This window comes from Bacillus sp. ISL-45, from assembly GCF_018613195.1.
In the GTDB taxonomy this organism is placed as follows: domain Bacteria; phylum Bacillota; class Bacilli; order Bacillales; family Cytobacillaceae; genus Mesobacillus.
Map to the genome: position 1 here is coordinate 205,443 of NZ_JAGGQQ010000011.1, position 18,027 is coordinate 223,469.

Sequence of the window (18,027 nt, forward strand, 5' to 3'; positions counted from 1 at the left end):
AATGGCATTTGGAAGAAAACCGCCTGAAGAGATCGTAACCGCTGAAACGAAAATATGGGTATGTACTTCTGATGATTGCAATTGCTGGGTTCGCGACAACTTTAAAAGCAGCAATGTCCCCGCATGCCCAATTTGTCAAAGTGATATGGAGCAGGAGACTAAGGTTCTTGAAGTAGTCAACAACCATAGTCAGAATTTAATTGGATAATATTGTAGTCAAAACAGTCTGGATGGATATCCAGGCTGTTTTTTTGCACAAAAAAAGTGCCCAATGTATAGGCACCTTTTCTGTATGCGGATGAGAGGACTTGAACCTCCACGGTGTTGCCACCACTAGAACCTGAATCTAGCGCGTCTGCCGATTCCGCCACACCCGCGTATTTATACCAGAATTATAGCACAGAAACTATAGATTACAATGAAAAAAATTTTGTGCAGTGCAGTAAGGATCATGCTGTTTAAACAAAGCTGCAAATTGTATTTTAAAAAATTGGACAGGTAGTATTAGGATTGAAATTTCCAACATACAATGTACAAAGTTTTTGTATGTTGGGGGACGAAGCCTTGAGTGTAAGTGTACTAGTCAGTTATATATTCCTTGGGTTAACGCTGGCTGCACCAATCGGCCCGGTAAATTCAGCCAGGTTGGATAAGGGGATCAAAAATGGTTTCTGGCATGCCTGGATTGTAGGGACAGGTTCGATGATTGCCGACGCCATTTTTATGCTGTTAATCTATTTGGGTCTTGTGAATTTTTTGGACATGCCTATCATTCAAATATTCCTCTGGCTGTTTGGCGGATTCGTCATGATTTACTCGGGGATAGAGTGTATTATAAAGGCCAATACCATTGATCTCGCTTTCAGCCGCGGTAAAGAATCGTTGCTCAAATGTTTCCTTACGGGTTTTATCATGTCGATCAGCAGCCCTTTATCCATTCTTTTCTGGCTGGGAATCTATGGTTCTGTGCTTGCAAAAACCGCCAGCAACTATGGACGGACAGACCTGCTGATATACAGCAGTATGATTTTTCTCGGCCTGGCATTGTGGGACATTTTTGTAGCAGCGATTACCACCGGTTTCAGGAAGTTTTTGAATTATGGCAGCTTGAGGGCTATTTCAATATTGTCCGGCCTTTCCTTGCTCGGATTTGGCTTCTATTTTGGCTACCAGGGTATCAAGGCTTTATTATTTTAGTAGTTCTATTAGAAAACCTCCATTTCGGAGGTTTTTTTATTTTCTGATAACTGTCATAAACGTTCATATTTATTTAAAATTTGACTTAAAATGATTGTTTTTGAAAGAAAATGATTGATTTCTGAAATCGATTACATTATGATGATAATACGAAGCAATTAGGAGGAATGGCTCATGTTGACACCTGAGCGCCACCAGCTCATTTTACAATTAATAAAAGAAAAACCAATAGTGAAGATACAGGAACTAGTTGATCTGACTGAGGCTTCGGAATCGACCATCCGCCGGGACCTGACCATCCTTGAGGAAGGGAAGTTCCTGAAAAGAGTGCATGGCGGAGCAGCAAGGTTAAGGGGCAAACTCCAGGAGCCAAGCATGATTGAAAAATCCACCAAATTCCTTCAGGAAAAAAGACAAATCGCTCAATATGCAGCAAGTCTTGTGGAAGAAGGGGATAGCATCTATCTTGATGCCGGTTCGACTATTTTGGAAATGGTTAGTTTCCTTCCGGTAAAAGATATTGTCGTAGTTACTAATGGACTCATGCACTTACCGCAGCTGCTTGAAAGAAATATAGAATCGTATGTGATCGGCGGATATGCCAAGCCGAAAACGAATGCGGTCATTGGAAGAGGAGCTCTGGCAAGCCTTGAACAGTACCGCTTCGATAAATGCTTCCTCGGAGTTAATGGAATTCATCCACATTCTGGCTATACGACGCCGGACCAGGAAGAAGCGCTGATCAAGCAAAAAGCAATGACATTGTCCCGAGAGGTATTTGTCCTTGCTGATGACACAAAATTCTCTGAGATCACCTTCGCAAAAATTGCAGATCTCCATGAGGCTGCGATCATTACCAATACCATTGATGAGGATCATAAAGGACAATATACGAGCAAAACTTCAATAAAGGTTGTGACATCATGATATACACACTGACTCTTAATCCATCTGTTGATTACCTCGTTGAAGCAGATGAAATTCATTTAGGCAGTTTGAATAGAAGTTCGAATGAAACAAAACTTCCTGGCGGTAAAGGCATCAATGTTTCAAGGGTACTTCGCTCCCTTGGAGTTGACAGCAAGGCTACAGGTTTTATCGGAGGTTTCACTGGCAGGTATGTCGAGGAGTTTCTTAACAGGGAAGGCGTGCAAACCAGATTTGTCAATGTTGAGGGTGATACTCGAATCAATATTAAGCTTAAGGCCGGAACAGAAACAGAAATAAATGCCAGTGGCCCGGAAATATCCACACTGGCAATAGGAACATTGAAGGAGCAAATCAAGCAGCTTGGACTCGGTGATTATCTGATCCTCGCGGGAAGCATTCCCTCCAGCATGCCTGATTCCATATATGAAGAGATAGTCCAAATCTGCAAGGATACAGGAGCAGAAGTGATCGTGGATGCAGAAGGTGATTTGCTGAAAAACATCCTTGTCCACAGGCCTTTCCTGATTAAACCGAATCATCATGAGTTGGGGCAGTTCTTCAACAAGGAAATTACCGAAGCTGATGAAGCCATTATTTATGGAAAAAAACTTGTTGAAGCTGGTGCTAAAAATGTCATCGTTTCATTGGCTGAGAAAGGTGCCGTCTATATCAATGAAAACGACGCCTATAAAGCTGATGTTCCTCAAGGTGAAGTCAAAAGCTCAGTGGGTGCAGGCGATTCAATGGTGGCTGGTTTCCTGGCTCAGTATTTAAAGACCGGTGACCGCAAAGAAGCTTTCCGCTATAGTGTTGCATCCGGAAGCGCAACTGCGTTTTCAATCGGATTATGCACACCTGAGAAAGTTGAACAACTTCTTCAAGAAGTAAAAATATTAAACAGCTAGTAAGGGGGAGAAAACATGAGAATCACAGAACTGCTGACTAGAGAGACTATTTTATTATCAATGAGTGCTGCATCAAAGCAGGATGCTGTAAATGAGCTTGTAGGAGTGCTAGAGCGGGCTGGGAAAATCACGGACCGTAATGCTTTTAAGGAAGCCATTCTAAAACGGGAAGAACAGAGCACAACAGGCGTAGGCGATGGGATCGCCATTCCACATGCAAAAACTTCAGTTGTAAAGGAAGCGGCAATTGTATTCGGAAGATCTGAGGCTGGAATCGATTATGAATCATTGGACGGACAGCCTGCACATCTATTCTTTATGATTGCAGCACCAGAAGGGGCAAACAATACCCACCTTGAAGCCCTTGCGCGACTTTCTTCCATTTTGATGAAAGCTGATGCACGTGAAAAGCTGCTTGGAGCAAAGACTGCAGATGATGTCATTAGAATCATTAACAGCTACGACAAGGATGAAAGCGAAGAGAAGGTTGAGAGGAACAATAAAAAGTTTATCGTTGCAGTAACTGCATGCCCTACGGGTATTGCCCATACTTACATGGCCGCAGATTCCTTAAAAGCGAAAGCTGCCGAAATGGGCGTAGATATCAAGGTTGAAACGAATGGCTCGGGTGGGGCGAAAAATGTCCTTACGAAAGAAGACATTGAAAACGCTGAAGCAGTCATCATTGCAGCCGACACAAAGGTGGATATGGACCGCTTTGCTGGCAAGCCTCTAATTGATGTTCCTGTTGCGGATGGAATCCGAAAACCAAAGGACTTGATTGAAAAGGCTGTTAAAAAGGACGCACCACTATATAAGGCATCAGGCAATGCAACTGCAGAAAAGAAGGAAAGCCGCGGCGGAATATATAAGCATTTAATGAATGGCGTATCGAATATGCTTCCTTTCGTAGTCGGCGGCGGTATTCTAATCGCAATTTCGTTCATGTTCGGATATAACGCGTTTAATCCAGATGATCCTTCCTATCACCCAATTGCCAAGGCATTGATGGACATTGGCGGAGGCGGCGGTGCCTTTGGATTGTTAGTGCCAATTCTTGCCGGCTTTATTGCACTAAGTATTGCTGACAGGCCAGGTTTTGCACCGGGTATGGTCGGCGGATTACTCGCAGCAACTGGCGGCGGCGGATTCCTTGGCGGTTTGGTTGCCGGATTCCTCGCTGGCTATCTAGTATTGGGACTGAAGAAATTGTTCGCTGGACTTCCTGCTTCACTTGAGGGTATTAAAACCATTCTCTTGTATCCATTGTTCGGTATTGCTTCAACAGGGTTCATTATGCTGTTTTTAGTAAACAAACCAGTCGGTGCCTTGAATCAGGCAATCACTGATTGGCTCTCGGGACTAGGGACTGGCAATGCTGTAGTGCTTGGTATTGTCCTCGGTTTAATGATGGCATTCGACATGGGCGGTCCGGTTAATAAAGCAGCTTATGTTTTCGGAACAGGCTTGCTTGCTAACGGTGTTTATGAGCCAATGGCTGCAATCATGGCAGCCGGTATGGTTCCTCCGCTTGGAATTGCACTGGCAACTACGATCTTTAAAAATAAGTTTTCCAAGGAAGACCAGGATGCAGGAAAGGCAAATTATATCATGGGACTTTCCTTCATCACTGAAGGTGCCATTCCGTTTGCAGCCGCAGATCCGCTCCGTGTAATCCCTTCTGTAATGGCTGGATCAGCTGTTGCCGGCGGATTGACTATGATGTTTAACATTGGGCTGAGAGCTCCTCACGGCGGATTGTTCGTAGTACCGCTAGTCGAGGGAGGCTGGCTGTTATACCTGGCTGCAATTCTCATCGGTTCAGTCGTCACAGCCATCTTGCTTGGAATATTGAAGAAACCAGTTGCAAAATAAAACCAAAGGCCTGCAGGCTTAAAGTCTGCAGGCTTTTTGTATAAAATTTTATAGTAGTGGACATATGAATATTTCCCCCGCTTAGCCTATAAGCTTTTATGAAGTGATTTGTAAAGGGGGAAAAGAGGATGGAGAGGGATTTTAAAGCGGCTGCCTTGTATGAACACCGGTTTTGGCTTCAGGTTCTTGGTGACCATGGGCGATTCCTGCACGAGGCTCTTGTACCTGTAGAGCAGGAAGAAATAGAAACGGCGAAGTACTTCATTAATACCTTTGACAGGCTGCTGCAAAGGGTAGAAACGACCAATCTCATTCATTTGAGCCTGAGAGCAGATGAAGAAGCAAAGAAAATTCGGCAATTTAAGCTGGATCTGATAGAAAAAATGCTGACTGGCAATGTCAAAATCCATTTCGGCCCAACCTTTTTAAACCATATGGTAAATGAGGTTGAGGAGTATATCAGAGTTCTTGGATATCTAAAAAGAGGAGAGGTTCCGCCGGTATTCCACGAATTGCACCATCATACTGTCTGGCTGCTTGATGCGGCTGGTCATGCCGGTGCCATTCAAAGTAATCTTGACCAGGTTGAAAAAAGTTTAAAGGCCAAGAGTGAAAAATACAAGAAGCATTTTGAGGATTTTTACTTAAAAGCAGTCGAAATGACGGGTTACCTGCGAACAAATTTAAGTTCATTTCCAGCTCTGCAAAGGATGAATCGAGAGGTATCGCTGGAAATTCAGCTGTTCATGAAGTTTCTTGATGAACTAAAGGAACTCGAGTTGACTGAACAGGCACTGGGCAGCTTTGCTCCGCTAATGGCTGACCATATGTTCAGGGAGGAGTGCTATTATTTATCCAAAGTTGCTGAAGCAGCCTCAATGAATAAGCCGGAATGCGATCCCGGGAAGCCAAGATTGAAGACAGACTGAAGGAGGGGGATACTAGATAGAATTCATTCCGTCTAGTATCTTAGCCCTAATTTTGTTCTAATATAGAACGGATGTTCTTATTTTGGACAAGGTTATGTTATACTTGAGTAGCAATAGTCACTCTCAAGGTGGTCGGCTAAGCCCCGGAGGAAGGGGGTGATGCCTTTGACGGTATTCGAAACCTTTATGGCTATGTTTTCATTTGCCAGTCTAATCCTCGCAATCCTAACGTTAAGCCAAAAAAAATAGACCTCACTTTACTGTAATACAGTGAGAGGTCCATCTGCTTATCTTGCCGAACCTCAGGCGGGAACGGCTATTGCGGAGACTGCTGGTGGGCCAACACCGGCAGTCATTCTTTACATTCATACAATACAAGAATACCATAGGAGACGGTCATTGTCACGGTTATAAGGGTTTTATGCATGAGATGTTTTGCGATTTGGCTATACTAATGAAGTTGTATAATCCATGCATAGGAGTGAATAACGGATGCCTAGATGCACATTAGAATATGGGGATCTCTTTTACGAAGAGATTGGGCAGGGAAATCCAATTATCTTTCTGCATCCACCTGGTATGGGTAGGAAGGTATTTCAATTTCAGAAGCCGCTGAGCGAACGTTATAAGCTAATTTTACCCGACTTAAGCGGTCATGGGGAGTCTTCTGTTTTATTAAAAAACGTTACCATCCAAAAGTATGCAAAAGAAGTGTTGGAGCTGGCTGACTTTATTGGCCAGGACAAGGTGACGTTATGCGGTTATTCCTCAGGAGGCAGCATCGCTCAGGAATTCGCCTTGGCCTATCCGGAACGAACTGAATCAATTATCTTGTGCGGAGGCTTTGCTGAGGTACAATCGCCCTCATTGAAATATGAACATATGCTGGGGATGTATTTCGTCAGGAATTCACCAAAAACCCTGGCCAAGGTGATTGCAACCGCTCACACATTCGATAAAAACTACAGGACCGAACTGATTGAACATATGTTGAAGACCGATTTAAATACATGGTTCCATTTTTACCATGAGTCATTGAATTATTCTTGTATCGGCCGGCTGAAGAATTTGAATATCCCTCTATTGCTTATTTATGGGGCGAGGGATTTTATCAATCAGCATCTAAGGGCGTATGAACGAGAGCTTGAAGATTTCCGGACAGCGATCATCCCTAAAGTCTCACATCAGGTACCTGTAAAGAAATGGCAGGAGTTCAATAGTGAAGTGGCTAAATTTTTGGAAGAGCAATCAGCCAGGCGTTAAAAAAACGCATTGTTCGAAAAACAATGCGTTTTTACGCCTCTTGTTTATCTGGTTTTATAGCGAGAAATGTGGCTAGGGCTGCAGAAATGCTTAATACCGTCAGAATTATGAACATTAGCTTATTAGAATTTTTCATCATTAAAGCGATGACAGGCGGACCTGCAGCTACCCCGATGAATCTCATTGAGCTGTATAAGGATGTAATGGTCCCTCGTTCTTCTTGTTCAATACTTTCAGTAATCAATGCATCCAGTGGAGGCAGGCTTGCTCCAATACCAATGCCGGCAACGAGGAACATGGAGATTAGAAACCATAGCTCTCTTGAAAAACTCAAGAGGGCCACTGCTATACCAAGCAGAACCAAGCTCGAGAACGTAATCCACTTCATAAGGATCATGTTCTTCTTAATTAATTTTCCAGTAATAAATGATGAAAGGCACAGAGCCCCTAAAGGCAGGGCAAGAAACAATCCTTTTTTCAAATCCTTTATTCCATATTTGTTCTCCAGAATATCGGACAGGTAAAATAAGACTCCAAACAACACGAACATGACAATGGCACCAATAAAAAAGATGGCATAGAGCCACCGCCCATTCTCGGTGAAAGTCAGTTTGATTTTCTTGAGGAAATCCTTAAAAGGTAATGGTTTTTCTTTCTTTTTTGGACTTTTTACAAGGAAAATCATCATTATGATCGATAGTGCACAGAACACTGGTATTGAAAAAAATGGGATAAACCAGATGAATCCTGCCAGGAAAGAGCCTAAAACCGGGCTGAGCACCTTTCCCAGCGTGTTTGCGGTTTCAATCTCTCCAAGGGCACCGCTCACTTCATCATCGTTTTTAAACATATCTCCAACCAGGGGCAAAACGATTGGAAAAGCTCCAGCTGCTCCCACACCCTGCAAAGCTCTCCCGATTAAGACAACCCAGTATCCATCGTTCATTTGCCATGATGCCCACCCAGATATAGTTCCTCCAATTCCAGTTATGATCAGGCTTGGGATGATGACTTTTTTTCGGCCAATATGATCAGATAAATACCCGGCTATCGGGATTAAAAATATGGCTACTATTGAATATACAGTTATGATCAGGCTTGATTGGAAGGAAGAAATGCCCATTTTCTTTTCCATGACAGGCAAAACAGGAATCAGCATCGAATTACCAAGTGTCATCACAAGCGGAATGGATGCGAGAGAGACAATTGCCCATTTTTGATTATTGACATTATCCTTTTTCGTATCTTTTTTATCCGAAACTCCACCAGATTTTGGAAACAAGCTTTCAATATAATTCATGATATTAACCTGCCTTTTTTCATACTATTTTTAGTGTGGACATAAACAACAGAAAAAACAGATGTCTTTTTATGGGAAAGATATTTGCTGTGTAAATTCCTTATGGAGATTTTAGGGCGAAAAGGATAAAATAATTGGAAAAGGCTTGAAGGTTGGTGGAATCATGACACAAATATTGTACCTGAATATAGGGAAGCCGGAGCTTAAGAACTGGAACGGCAAAGAAGAACTTTCAGCAATAGGAAAAAAAAGAGTGACACAAGCGTTACTTACAAAAGAATCTTTTCAGGGAGATGGCGTGGCGGCAACAGAATTTCATGGAGGACCTGACAGAGCGGTTTGTTTTTATCCCGCAGAGCATTATTCAAAATGGTCTGTTGAATTCGGAAAGGAATTTGACCCTCCAACCTTTGGGGAGAATATTTCAGCCCCGGGCATGTTGGAAGCCGATATCTATATCGGTGATACATACAAGCTTGGAGAATCTGTGATCCAGGTGACACAGGGAAGGATTCCGTGTTCAAAAATATCGAAGAATAACCAAATTGACCGTCTGCTGAAAAGGGTAGTCGAGACTGGCTATACCGGCTATTTTTTCCGTGTTCTTCAAGAGGGAATGGTCTACGAAGACTCCGAAATCACTTTTTTGGAGAGGATACAAAATGACTTTTCGATTTTAAGGGCAAATGAAATTTATTTTCACCAGAGGAAGGACTATCAAGCGATTGAAGGACTGTTAGAAATCGAGGAACTGGCAGAAGACTGGAAGAGAAATCTAGAGAAATTTTTAATGCAGAAAAATTAAAATATTTCATTTTTTGTTTGACATTTGTGAATCACCGCTTTATTATAATGATTAATATAATGAATGAGCGATGACGAAGAGTAGTAACTGGATCAGGTACTTCAGAGAGCTGATGGTTGGTGGGAATCAGTGTAACTGTTGCAGCGAATGGACTTCCGAGCTTCCGGACCGAACCCTTACGGCAGTAGGCTCTGGCGAAATGGCCTTATCGTTATAAAAGGCAGGCATTAAGCATTCAATGCTCGATGCTGTTAAGTGAGCTGTTTTACAGCTAATTAAGGTGGCACCACGGGTCTCTCGTCCTTATTGTATTCAATAAGGATGGGGGACCCTTTTTGTCTGCTGTTTGATATTGATAATAATATTATGTAAACTCGATGAACAAGAAGAGTACGCAGGATATTTCTGTTGCAGAGAGCCGGGTATGGTGTGAACCGGCACAGAAATACTTGCCGAATGGCCTTGTGAGAGGCAGCCTGAAGTAACAGTAGGGCTTGCCCGGGATTCCTCCGTTAAAAGGATAGGGTATATCGAAAGCTTTTTTGGTTTTCCTGTACTTGAAGAGAGGGAGCTATTAAAGCTCCAATTTGAGGTGGCACCGCGGTCCTATCGTAATCGTCCTCTATACAGCACAATCATTGTGCATGTATAGGGGACTTTTTTATTTCTAAGGAGGATTTTTATATGAATGTAGAAGCACCAGAGGTTTATATTGAGGAAATTGAGGGAGATACATTAACCCCTATATCTGTATTTCAAATGATTTCCGGAAAGAAAAAATTTCTGCTGGAAAGTTCCCATAAATATAATGATTCTGGCCGTTTTTCCTTTATTGGCTGTGATCCCGTTTACGAGCTTTTGAATGAAAAGGGCGAGACGTATCTGTCAAGGAACGGGGTTAAGGAGCGTGTAAATGGCCCATTTTCCAAGGCACTGAAAGAAATGCTTCCTAAATTAAATACTGAATTTGATATTCCTTTTATAGGAGGCGGGGTAGGTTTTGTCAGCTATGACTTCATTCGCGATTTTGAAGAGATTGGGCCGCTGAAGGAAGATCCACTCGATATGCCGGAAGCGCACTTGATGTTCTTCAATGAAGTCATCGTGTTTGACCATCTTAAACAAAAGATCAACCTGATTGGCATTCCGTTTCCAGGGTACAGCAATGACGATCTTATAAAGAAAATAAAGAAACGAAAAGAAGAGCTTGATACGTCAGTCAAAAAACATCCTGTCAATCGATTTTCACTATCAGACTTTAGAACATCGCAAAACAGGGAGGAGTTTGAAAAATCGGTAAGGACCGCAAAGAGCCTGATTGAAGAGGGAGAAATCTTTCAGGTTGTGTTATCAAGAAGGCTTTCAGCGAATGCAAAAGGAGATCCATTTTCGTTCTATCGAAAGCTGAGAGTGGATAATCCCTCCCCTTATATGTACTTCATTGACTTTGAAGGATATGTTGTTGCCGGTACCTCCCCTGAAAGCCTCGTAAAGTACAGGGATGGAACGATGATTACAAACCCGATTGCAGGAACAAGGCCAAGAGGAAAAACAGCTGAGGAAGACATAAAAATGGAATTGGAATTAAACGAGGATGAAAAAGAATTGGCCGAACATAAGATGCTAGTCGACCTGTCAAGGAATGATTTAGGGAGGATCTGTGAGATTGGCAGTGTAAAGGTTGATAAATTCCTGGCTGTTGAGAGGTATCAGTTTGTCATGCATCTCGTATCAGAGGTGAGCGGGAGACTCTTGCCGGAAGCTCATCCTGTTGATGGATTGGCGGCATGCCTGCCTGCAGGAACAGTGTCCGGAGCTCCAAAAATTCGGGCGATGCAAATCATCAACGAGCTTGAAGCTGAAAAAAGAGGTGTTTATTCAGGAGCAGTCGGTTACTTCTCTGCCTGTGGAAGCATGGATTTTGCCCTTGCGATCAGAACATTAGTTGTCAAGGATGGCAAAGGATATCTACAGGCAGGTGCCGGTATTGTATATGACTCTGATCCTGCAAAAGAATTCGATGAAACCAACCATAAATTAAAAGCATTGATGGAGGCAGCCAATGATTCTACTCATTGATAATTACGATTCATTTACCTATAACCTTTACCAGTATCTAAGCGAACTTGGGGCTGAAGTGAAAACGATCAGGAACGATAAAATAACGGTTAAGGAAATCTTGAAAATGGAACCTGAAGCTATCGTCCTTTCTCCCGGTCCAGGTAGGCCAGAACAGGCTGGGATCTGTGTTGAAACTGTTAAACAATTGGCTCCAGCTATCCCGATCCTGGGGATATGTCTTGGCCACCAGGCGATAGCCCATGCTTTTGGCAGCTCGATCATCAAGGCAAAAAAAATCAGGCACGGCAAGCAATCGAAGCTCAGACATACAGGAACTTCACTAATGATTAATCTGGAGGAACATCCTGAGGTCATGAGGTATCACTCCTTGGTGATCGACCGCATGACGCTGAATGAAGATTTTCAGGTGTTGGCGGAAGCAGCTGATGACAAGGAAATCATGGCAATCAAGCATCATCATTATCCTTTATATGGACTTCAGTTTCATCCGGAATCCATAGGAACGAACAGCGGAAAGCAGATTTTATCGAATTTTCTTACTGAAATCAGAGAGGAGATTTTAACTTATGAAACATTATCTTGAAATGGTTGTCGAAGGAACATCGCTTTTGGAGCATGAAATGGAAGAAGCAGTCCAGGAAATTTTCACACAAGATACGACAGACAGCGAGATTGCATCTTTTTTAACAGGGCTTAAATTAAAAGGTGAAACGGCTGAGGAAGTATCTGGATTAGTAAAGGCGATCAGGAAGCATGCGTTGCATTTCACAAAGAAAATACCGAATGTTCTGGATAATTGTGGAACAGGAGGGGATGGTTCCAAAAGCTTCAATATTAGCACCACTTCCGCATTTGTCATTGCAGGCGCCGGAATTACTGTAGCAAAGCATGGGAACAGAAGTGTATCGAGCAAGACCGGCAGTGCGGATGTTTTGGAGGCTCTCGGTGTAAGTCTGGACTTATCTCCGGAAGCAACAGAAGAAATCCTTGAACAGAATGGAATTGCATTTCTTTTTGCCCCCCATGTCCATCCGAAACTAAAACAAATCATGAAGGTAAGAAGGGACCTGAAAATCCCTACGATCTTTAATTTAATCGGGCCATTGACAAATCCAGTACAGCTTGACTACCAGCTGCTGGGCATCTACCGCAGGGATATGCTCGATAAGTTTGCCCATGTGCTGGAAAACCTGAACCGGAAGCGGGCCATCGTTATCAACGGAGCGGGTGGAATGGACGAAGCTTCTCTAGCGGGTGAGAATGAAATGGTCATCGTTTCAGGAGGGGAAACCAAGCCAATCAAGCTCAATCCTGAAGAAGTGAACCTGCCAGTATACGATAATACCAGTATCAAGGGCGGGGATGCACGGGATAATGCTGATATATTGCGCCAAGTCCTTCAAGGCAAAAAAGGAGCACACCGGGATACAGTGCTGCTGAATGCAGGTCTGGGAATTTATACTGCCGGGAAGGCGGAATCGATTCTGCAGGGTGTGAATCTGGCAGCGGAAAGCATCGATTCAGGCAGGGCAATGGCCAAACTGGAGAACTTAATTAGCATCAGTAATCAAAACAAAAAGGCGGTAGGATGAGATGGGTACTATTCTTGATTCAATCATAGAAAGAAAAATTGTTGAGGTGGAAGAGCTGAGGAAATCAGCAAAGGAAATACCTGAAATTTCTTCGAAGCCCCGATCTCTGCTGAAAGTCTTAAGCGAGGCAAAAAATGTCGCCATTATTTCAGAATTTAAAAGGGCTTCACCTTCGAAAGGGGACATTAATCTTTCTTTGGACCCTGCTCAGCAGGCAAAACTTTATGCCCTGTCTGGTGCATCGGCAATATCTGTGTTAACCGATGAAAAGGGGTTCAAGGGATCTTTCAGCGATTTGAAACAAGTCAGAGAAGCCGTGGAGCTTCCTGTTCTTTGCAAGGATTTTATCGTTGATCCAATCCAAATAGACCTGGCTCATTCCGCAGGAGCAGAAGTCATCTTGCTCATCGCATCAGCATTGCCCCTGGAAAAACTGGCAGAGCTATACGAGTATGCCTCTGAAAAGGGGCTTGAGTGCCTTGTTGAAATCCACGACGATAAAGATTTGGAAAAGGCACTTCTTATAAAAGCTCAAATCATCGGAATCAATAACCGTGATTTGAAAACATTCGAAGTCAATCTTGAAAATACCGAAAAACTAGGACCTCTAGTCAAAAAGGCAGGCGCCTTTCTGATCAGCGAAAGCGGTATAAGAACAAGGGAGGATGTAATCCGTGCAGCAGCTGCAGGTGCAAGCGGCGTATTGATTGGAGAAACTTTTATGACTTCCTCAGATCTCCAAAATACTTTCAGCCAGTTCACTGTTCCAATTGTGAGGGAATTTCATGAAGGTTAAGATTTGCGGAATTAAAACGGTTGAGGCAGCAAGCCATGCTGTAGAGAATGGTGCAGATGCTCTTGGATTCGTCTTTGCAGAAAGTAAAAGGCAAATAACAGTTCTGCAGGCACAACAAATCATTGCCGAAACACCAGCACATGTCTGGAAGGTAGGGGTTTTTGTAAATGAGGATGCGGCAAAAATACAGCAAATCGCCGCAACTGCCGGCCTTACACATATTCAGCTTCATGGTGATGAGGTTCCAGGTGACTATCGATCAGTTGGGCTGCCGTTAATAAAAGCTGTTTCGGTTAAGTCACCGGGAGATCTTGAGAAAATTGGTGAAATAGAAGCAGATTTTATCCTTCTTGACAGCCCTCAAGCGGAATATCGGGGAGGAAACGGGTTGAGTTTCGAGTGGGATCTGGCAAATGCCTTAAAAAATTCAAGCACCAATGTAATACTGGCAGGTGGCTTGGATTCTGTAAATGTCAGGGAAGCAATCGCAAAGGTTAATCCTTTGATGGTTGATGTAAGCAGCGGTGTTGAAACAAATGGAGAAAAGGATCTTGTAAAAATAAAAGGATTTATCAATAACGCAAAAAAATCAGGGGAGGAAATGCAGGATGAGTTCAATTACTTATAATTTACCAGACGAAAAGGGACATTTTGGGAATTACGGGGGCCGGTTCGTACCAGAAACATTGATGCAGGCTGTACTCGAATTGGAGAAGGAATACAACAGGGCGCAGGAAGACGAGGAATTCCATAACGAATTGCAAAAATTAATGAAGGATTATGTAGGGAGGGAAACGCCATTATATCTAGCCGGAAATCTCACGGAACATGCCGGCGGAGCGAAAATATACCTGAAGCGGGAGGATCTCAACCATACAGGGGCACATAAAATCAACAATACAGTCGGTCAGGCCTTGCTTGCGGTAAGAATGGGCAAGCGTAAGATAGTGGCTGAAACAGGGGCTGGACAGCATGGAGTTGCTACTGCAACAGTCTGTGCCCTGCTTAATTTGGAATGTGTGATATTTATGGGCAAAGAGGATATAAGACGACAGCAATTAAATGTTTTCCGGATGGAACTCCTGGGGGCAAAAGTGATCAGTGTTGATGCAGGCAGCGGGACATTGAAGGATGCGGTCAATGAAGCTCTTCGCTACTGGGTTACTAATGTCCGTGATACTCATTATATTCTAGGATCTGTAATGGGTCCTCATCCGTTTCCAAAAATGGTTCGTGACTTTCAAAGTGTCATCGGCAAAGAAACGAAACAGCAATTTTTCGAAAAGGAAGGCAAGCTGCCTGATGCTCTTGTAGCTTGCATTGGTGGGGGCAGCAATTCGATAGGTTTATTTTATCCGTTTATTGAGGATGAAAGTGTGTCAATTTATGGTGTAGAAGCTGCCGGTCTGGGTTTGGCAACTGACAAGCATGCCGCTTCACTAACCAAGGGCAAACCAGGGGTGCTGCATGGCGCAATGATGTATCTTCTGCAGGATGAGGACGGTCAAATTCAGGAAGCACACTCGATATCAGCTGGCCTGGACTATCCTGGCATTGGCCCTGAGCACAGCCACCTGCATGACATAAATAGAATCACATATGAATCCATAACGGATGACGAAGCACTTCATTCATTTCAATTGCTTTCAAAATTAGAAGGAATCATCCCTGCTCTGGAGAGCGCACATGCCATTGCTTACGCGGTCAAGCTAGCCGCTGGGATGGATAAAGACGAGAGTATCGTTGTCTGCTTATCTGGCCGTGGTGATAAAGATGTTCAGACAATTAAGGACAGGATCGGAGGACTGGAATGATGGATAAAATTCAGAAGGCTCTTACTGAAAAAGAAAAAAAGGCTTTTGTTCCATATATAATGGCTGGGGATGGAGGGCTTGAAACCCTCAAGGAGAAGCTGTTGTTTTTACAGGAATGTGGTGCCGATGCGGTAGAACTTGGCATCCCCTTTTCTGATCCAGTTGCGGATGGGCCCACAATCCAGGAAGCTGGTATCCGGTCGCTTAGCAATGGAACTACCTTGAGAAAGGTATTGGAGACGATACAAACCTTCCAAACTGAAATCTCAATTCCTCTAATTCTAATGACTTATCTGAATCCCCTTGTAGCATACGGGATCCAAAGGTTTGCTAAGGATGCTGCGAACGCTGGTATATCAGGATGCATCATCCCCGACCTCCCGCTTGAGGAGGAAGATTTCATTCTTCCGGCGCTCGAGCAGCAGGAAATCGCCTTAATCAGGCTAGTGACACTCACAACACCAGTTGAGAGAATAAAAGAAATCGGCTCCAGGGCAACAGGTTTCATTTATGCTGTAACCGTAACAGGTATCACAGGTGCAAGAAACAATTTCAGCGAGGATCTTGCTGCTTTCCTAAGTTCAGTTAAAAGTGTCAGTTCAGTCCCGGTGCTTGCAGGGTTCGGGGTTTCAAATGCTGAACAAGTAAGAGAAGTGTGCAAGCATTGTGATGGAGTGATTGTTGGAAGTAAAATTATTGATTTATTTGAACAAGGAGATCTTGATGGAATAAAACAGCTCGTTCGTACTGCCGAAGAGGTTGGCTTACAAGCTTACAAGTAATGATATTAATTTGAGAATCGTTAATCTCCAAAAACGGCAAAAAATAGCCGCTGCCTTCCAAGCAGCGGCTATTTCTTTTCCGCGGTGACACATGCTGTCAAAACAGGTCTTACCTGAAGATATGATATCTCCGGGTTTTTGAATCCGGCATTCATCAAATCTCTTTTCATGCGTTCTCCCAAGTGCTTAGTTGTCTCTGCAGTCGATCCTTCTTCTCGAGGCTGGACAGTCAGGACGATTCTGCCTCCTTGCTTCAACAATCGAAATAAATGCCTTAAGGAAGTGTGCGGTTGGTCCCAAAGTGGGTAATTATTAACCGAAATGATCTTATTGTAACGATGATCGGGTTGGAAGTCGACAACATCCCCTATAGTCAGTTGTACTTTCCCTGTTTCGATCCATTCTTTATTTCTCTTTGCCGCTTCATCCTTCATTTTTGCAGATAAGTCAATTCCATCCACTTCAATTCCGCGAAAATTTGACATTAAAGTCTTTATGCCATAACCGGGACCGAAGCCAACCTCCAAGATACGATCATTCTTATTTACTTGAAGTTTGTTTATACTCCATCTATTGATTTTGCGATTCTCAAAATACATTATAGTTCCTGCCAGCTTCCCGAGTATGCCTTTAGGCTTCTCGAATTGTTTCGCCATCGAATCTATCATATTCGTCACTCCTGATTTTTTTACCCGGATTTATTCCTGGTTGTTCTTTTATACCAGTTATCTCATATTTTTAAACTTCCCAACCTTTTAATACCTCTCATTTTATCTTCATAAGACAACACAGGGCGGAAATAAAGACAGTCTATTCTGAAAATTATTTCTCGGGAAAGCGCAGAAATGGACAAATTACAACATTAAAAGATAGTTAAATGAAAAAAATGACTGAATTTGTCAAATGTGCTAACTTATTTTTTTCTTAAAGCGTGCCATTTGTTACAGTACATTCAATTATTTGTTGTATATACTTTACTTAAAGTTTTTCACGGCAGGAATTAACGGCTGGAAATAGAAGAGACGAAATATTTAGTTTTTAATAAAGGACGTTGAACGAGATGAAAATGTATGAAGCGATTCTCGATATTTTAGGTAAAAAGGGAAATGCGACGATACCAGTGATTTGCCAGGAAATGAGTGAACATGATCAAAGCGTAGTAAGTAAGAGTGATATAGTAGAACCTTCTTATATAAAAACAATTGTCAGCAGAAATAGTGAATTATTTCTATTAAAAGATGACATCGTTTCAATAAGGCCTGATAAAGAGCCGCTTTTAATGACAGTGGTATTGCATGGATATCCTGGACCTGAAATGAGGGTGAGAATAGACTTTAAAAGGAACAGCTTCACGTACTTTGAATGGCATCTTGATTCTAAAGCTTCCGAGCCGCTTGAAGTCGGTACATTTGGAAACGTGGAGGATTTTAAAAAGAAGCTGTATCCTTTGAAGTTATGGGAGTGGGAAGAAGATTACCAAACAGAAGGTATTGTAGTGGATGGAACCAGCTGGTCAGTAAAACTAAAAACAAATGGCAGGACCTATGAAAGCAGGGGCCTTGATTCCTTTCCGGAAAATTGGAAGGGATTCTGCCAGGCAGTCAGTATACTCGTAGGAAAAAAGTTTTCATGTTAACCGCAGGTCCTCTGCGGTTTTTTCTTTTCAATATATGACAGAATTAAGCTGTTTTAAGGGAATAATGGTGAAAAATCTGCTTATTTTAGGTACAATAAGTAGATGTAGTTTTAAACATGCG

At 42.8% G+C, this 18,027-nt stretch carries 19 protein-coding genes, 1 tRNA gene and 2 other annotated features; of the genes, 17 read left to right on the forward strand and 3 right to left on the reverse strand.

Going from position 1 to position 18,027, the window contains the following annotated elements:
- The first annotated feature begins 1 nt into the window (after position 1).
- Entirely contained in the window at positions 2-208 is a 207-nt protein-coding gene (locus tag J7E35_RS15830; protein ID WP_192470543.1) for a cold-shock protein, read from the forward strand.
- A gap of 85 nt (positions 209-293) precedes the next feature.
- On the opposite strand, the gene J7E35_RS15835 is transcribed toward J7E35_RS15830, so the two are convergent.
- Positions 294-377 (reverse strand) — tRNA-Leu (locus tag J7E35_RS15835).
- Positions 378-564: 187 nt separating this feature from the next.
- On the opposite strand from J7E35_RS15835, the gene J7E35_RS15840 reads away from it, so the two are divergent.
- From J7E35_RS15840 to J7E35_RS15865, 7 genes are all read left to right on the forward strand, one after another.
- The gene (locus J7E35_RS15840) at positions 565-1,197 is read left to right on the forward strand and encodes a LysE family transporter (protein ID WP_214781289.1); all 633 of its coding nucleotides are present in this window, start codon (positions 565-567) and stop codon (positions 1,195-1,197) included.
- A 174-nt stretch (positions 1,198-1,371) separates the two neighbouring features.
- Positions 1,372-2,124 (forward strand): DeoR/GlpR family DNA-binding transcription regulator, encoded by a 753-nt coding sequence (locus J7E35_RS15845; protein ID WP_214781291.1) that lies wholly within the window; start codon positions 1,372-1,374, stop codon positions 2,122-2,124.
- Positions 2,121-3,032 carry a 1-phosphofructokinase gene (gene pfkB / locus J7E35_RS15850; protein WP_214781293.1) on the forward strand — a complete coding sequence of 304 codons (912 nt, stop codon included), beginning with the start codon at positions 2,121-2,123 and terminating at the stop codon, positions 3,030-3,032. The genes J7E35_RS15845 and pfkB overlap by 4 nt, the downstream gene beginning before the upstream one ends.
- A gap of 15 nt (positions 3,033-3,047) precedes the next feature.
- Positions 3,048-4,907, forward strand: coding sequence for a PTS fructose transporter subunit IIABC (locus tag J7E35_RS15855; protein WP_214781295.1), 1,860 nt, complete (start codon positions 3,048-3,050; stop codon positions 4,905-4,907).
- A 128-nt stretch (positions 4,908-5,035) separates the two neighbouring features.
- Positions 5,036-5,836 (forward strand): DUF2935 domain-containing protein, encoded by an 801-nt coding sequence (locus J7E35_RS15860; RefSeq protein ID WP_214781297.1) that lies wholly within the window; start codon positions 5,036-5,038, stop codon positions 5,834-5,836.
- Positions 5,837-5,995: 159 nt separating this feature from the next.
- Positions 5,996-6,085 (forward strand): putative holin-like toxin, encoded by a 90-nt coding sequence (locus J7E35_RS23735; protein ID WP_225649917.1) that lies wholly within the window; start codon positions 5,996-5,998, stop codon positions 6,083-6,085.
- Positions 6,086-6,328: 243 nt separating this feature from the next.
- Entirely contained in the window at positions 6,329-7,099 is a 771-nt protein-coding gene (locus tag J7E35_RS15865; RefSeq protein WP_214781300.1) for an alpha/beta fold hydrolase, read from the forward strand.
- Positions 7,100-7,130: 31 nt separating this feature from the next.
- On the opposite strand, the gene bcbE is transcribed toward J7E35_RS15865, so the two are convergent.
- Positions 7,131-8,399, reverse strand: coding sequence for a bacillibactin exporter BcbE (gene bcbE, locus J7E35_RS15870; protein WP_214781302.1), 1,269 nt, complete (start codon positions 8,397-8,399; stop codon positions 7,131-7,133).
- Between the two features lie 163 nt (positions 8,400-8,562).
- On the opposite strand from bcbE, the gene J7E35_RS15875 reads away from it, so the two are divergent.
- The 8 genes from J7E35_RS15875 (at position 8,563) to trpA (ending at position 16,270) form a co-directional block, all read left to right on the forward strand.
- On the forward strand, positions 8,563-9,204 hold the full coding sequence (locus J7E35_RS15875; protein ID WP_251009712.1) for an MOSC domain-containing protein: 642 nt from the start codon (positions 8,563-8,565) through the stop codon (positions 9,202-9,204).
- Between the two features lie 61 nt (positions 9,205-9,265).
- Positions 9,266-9,512: a binding site (T-box leader), on the forward strand.
- 60 nt (positions 9,513-9,572) lie between these two features.
- Positions 9,573-9,830: a binding site (T-box leader), on the forward strand.
- A gap of 58 nt (positions 9,831-9,888) precedes the next feature.
- On the forward strand, positions 9,889-11,283 hold the full coding sequence (gene trpE / locus J7E35_RS15880; protein ID WP_214781304.1) for an anthranilate synthase component I: 1,395 nt from the start codon (positions 9,889-9,891) through the stop codon (positions 11,281-11,283).
- Positions 11,267-11,869: an anthranilate synthase component II gene (locus J7E35_RS15885; protein ID WP_214781306.1), complete on the forward strand. Its 603-nt coding sequence runs from the start codon at positions 11,267-11,269 to the stop codon at positions 11,867-11,869. The genes trpE and J7E35_RS15885 overlap by 17 nt, the downstream gene beginning before the upstream one ends.
- Positions 11,853-12,878: an anthranilate phosphoribosyltransferase gene (trpD, locus tag J7E35_RS15890; RefSeq protein ID WP_214781308.1), complete on the forward strand. Its 1,026-nt coding sequence runs from the start codon at positions 11,853-11,855 to the stop codon at positions 12,876-12,878. Before J7E35_RS15885 ends, trpD begins: the two co-directional genes overlap by 17 nt.
- Before the next feature lies 1 nt (position 12,879).
- Entirely contained in the window at positions 12,880-13,674 is a 795-nt protein-coding gene (trpC, locus tag J7E35_RS15895) for an indole-3-glycerol phosphate synthase TrpC (RefSeq protein ID WP_214781310.1), read from the forward strand.
- Complete coding sequence (locus J7E35_RS15900) at positions 13,664-14,302, forward strand: phosphoribosylanthranilate isomerase (RefSeq protein WP_214781311.1); 639 nt, start codon at positions 13,664-13,666, stop codon at positions 14,300-14,302. Before trpC ends, J7E35_RS15900 begins: the two co-directional genes overlap by 11 nt.
- A complete protein-coding gene (trpB, locus tag J7E35_RS15905; RefSeq protein WP_214781562.1) occupies positions 14,292-15,488 on the forward strand; it encodes a tryptophan synthase subunit beta in 1,197 nt (398 codons plus the stop codon). Before J7E35_RS15900 ends, trpB begins: the two co-directional genes overlap by 11 nt.
- Complete coding sequence (gene trpA / locus J7E35_RS15910) at positions 15,488-16,270, forward strand: tryptophan synthase subunit alpha (protein WP_214781564.1); 783 nt, start codon at positions 15,488-15,490, stop codon at positions 16,268-16,270. The genes trpB and trpA overlap by 1 nt, the downstream gene beginning before the upstream one ends.
- Before the next feature lie 68 nt (positions 16,271-16,338).
- Here the strand turns inward: trpA and J7E35_RS15915 are convergent, their stop codons facing one another.
- The gene (locus tag J7E35_RS15915) at positions 16,339-16,938 is read right to left on the reverse strand and encodes a class I SAM-dependent methyltransferase (RefSeq protein ID WP_214781313.1); all 600 of its coding nucleotides are present in this window, start codon (positions 16,936-16,938) and stop codon (positions 16,339-16,341) included.
- A gap of 392 nt (positions 16,939-17,330) precedes the next feature.
- Between J7E35_RS15915 and J7E35_RS15920 the strand changes: the two genes are divergently transcribed.
- Positions 17,331-17,906 carry a hypothetical protein gene (locus J7E35_RS15920; RefSeq protein ID WP_214781315.1) on the forward strand — a complete coding sequence of 192 codons (576 nt, stop codon included), beginning with the start codon at positions 17,331-17,333 and terminating at the stop codon, positions 17,904-17,906.
- The last annotated feature ends 121 nt before the right edge of the window (positions 17,907-18,027 follow it).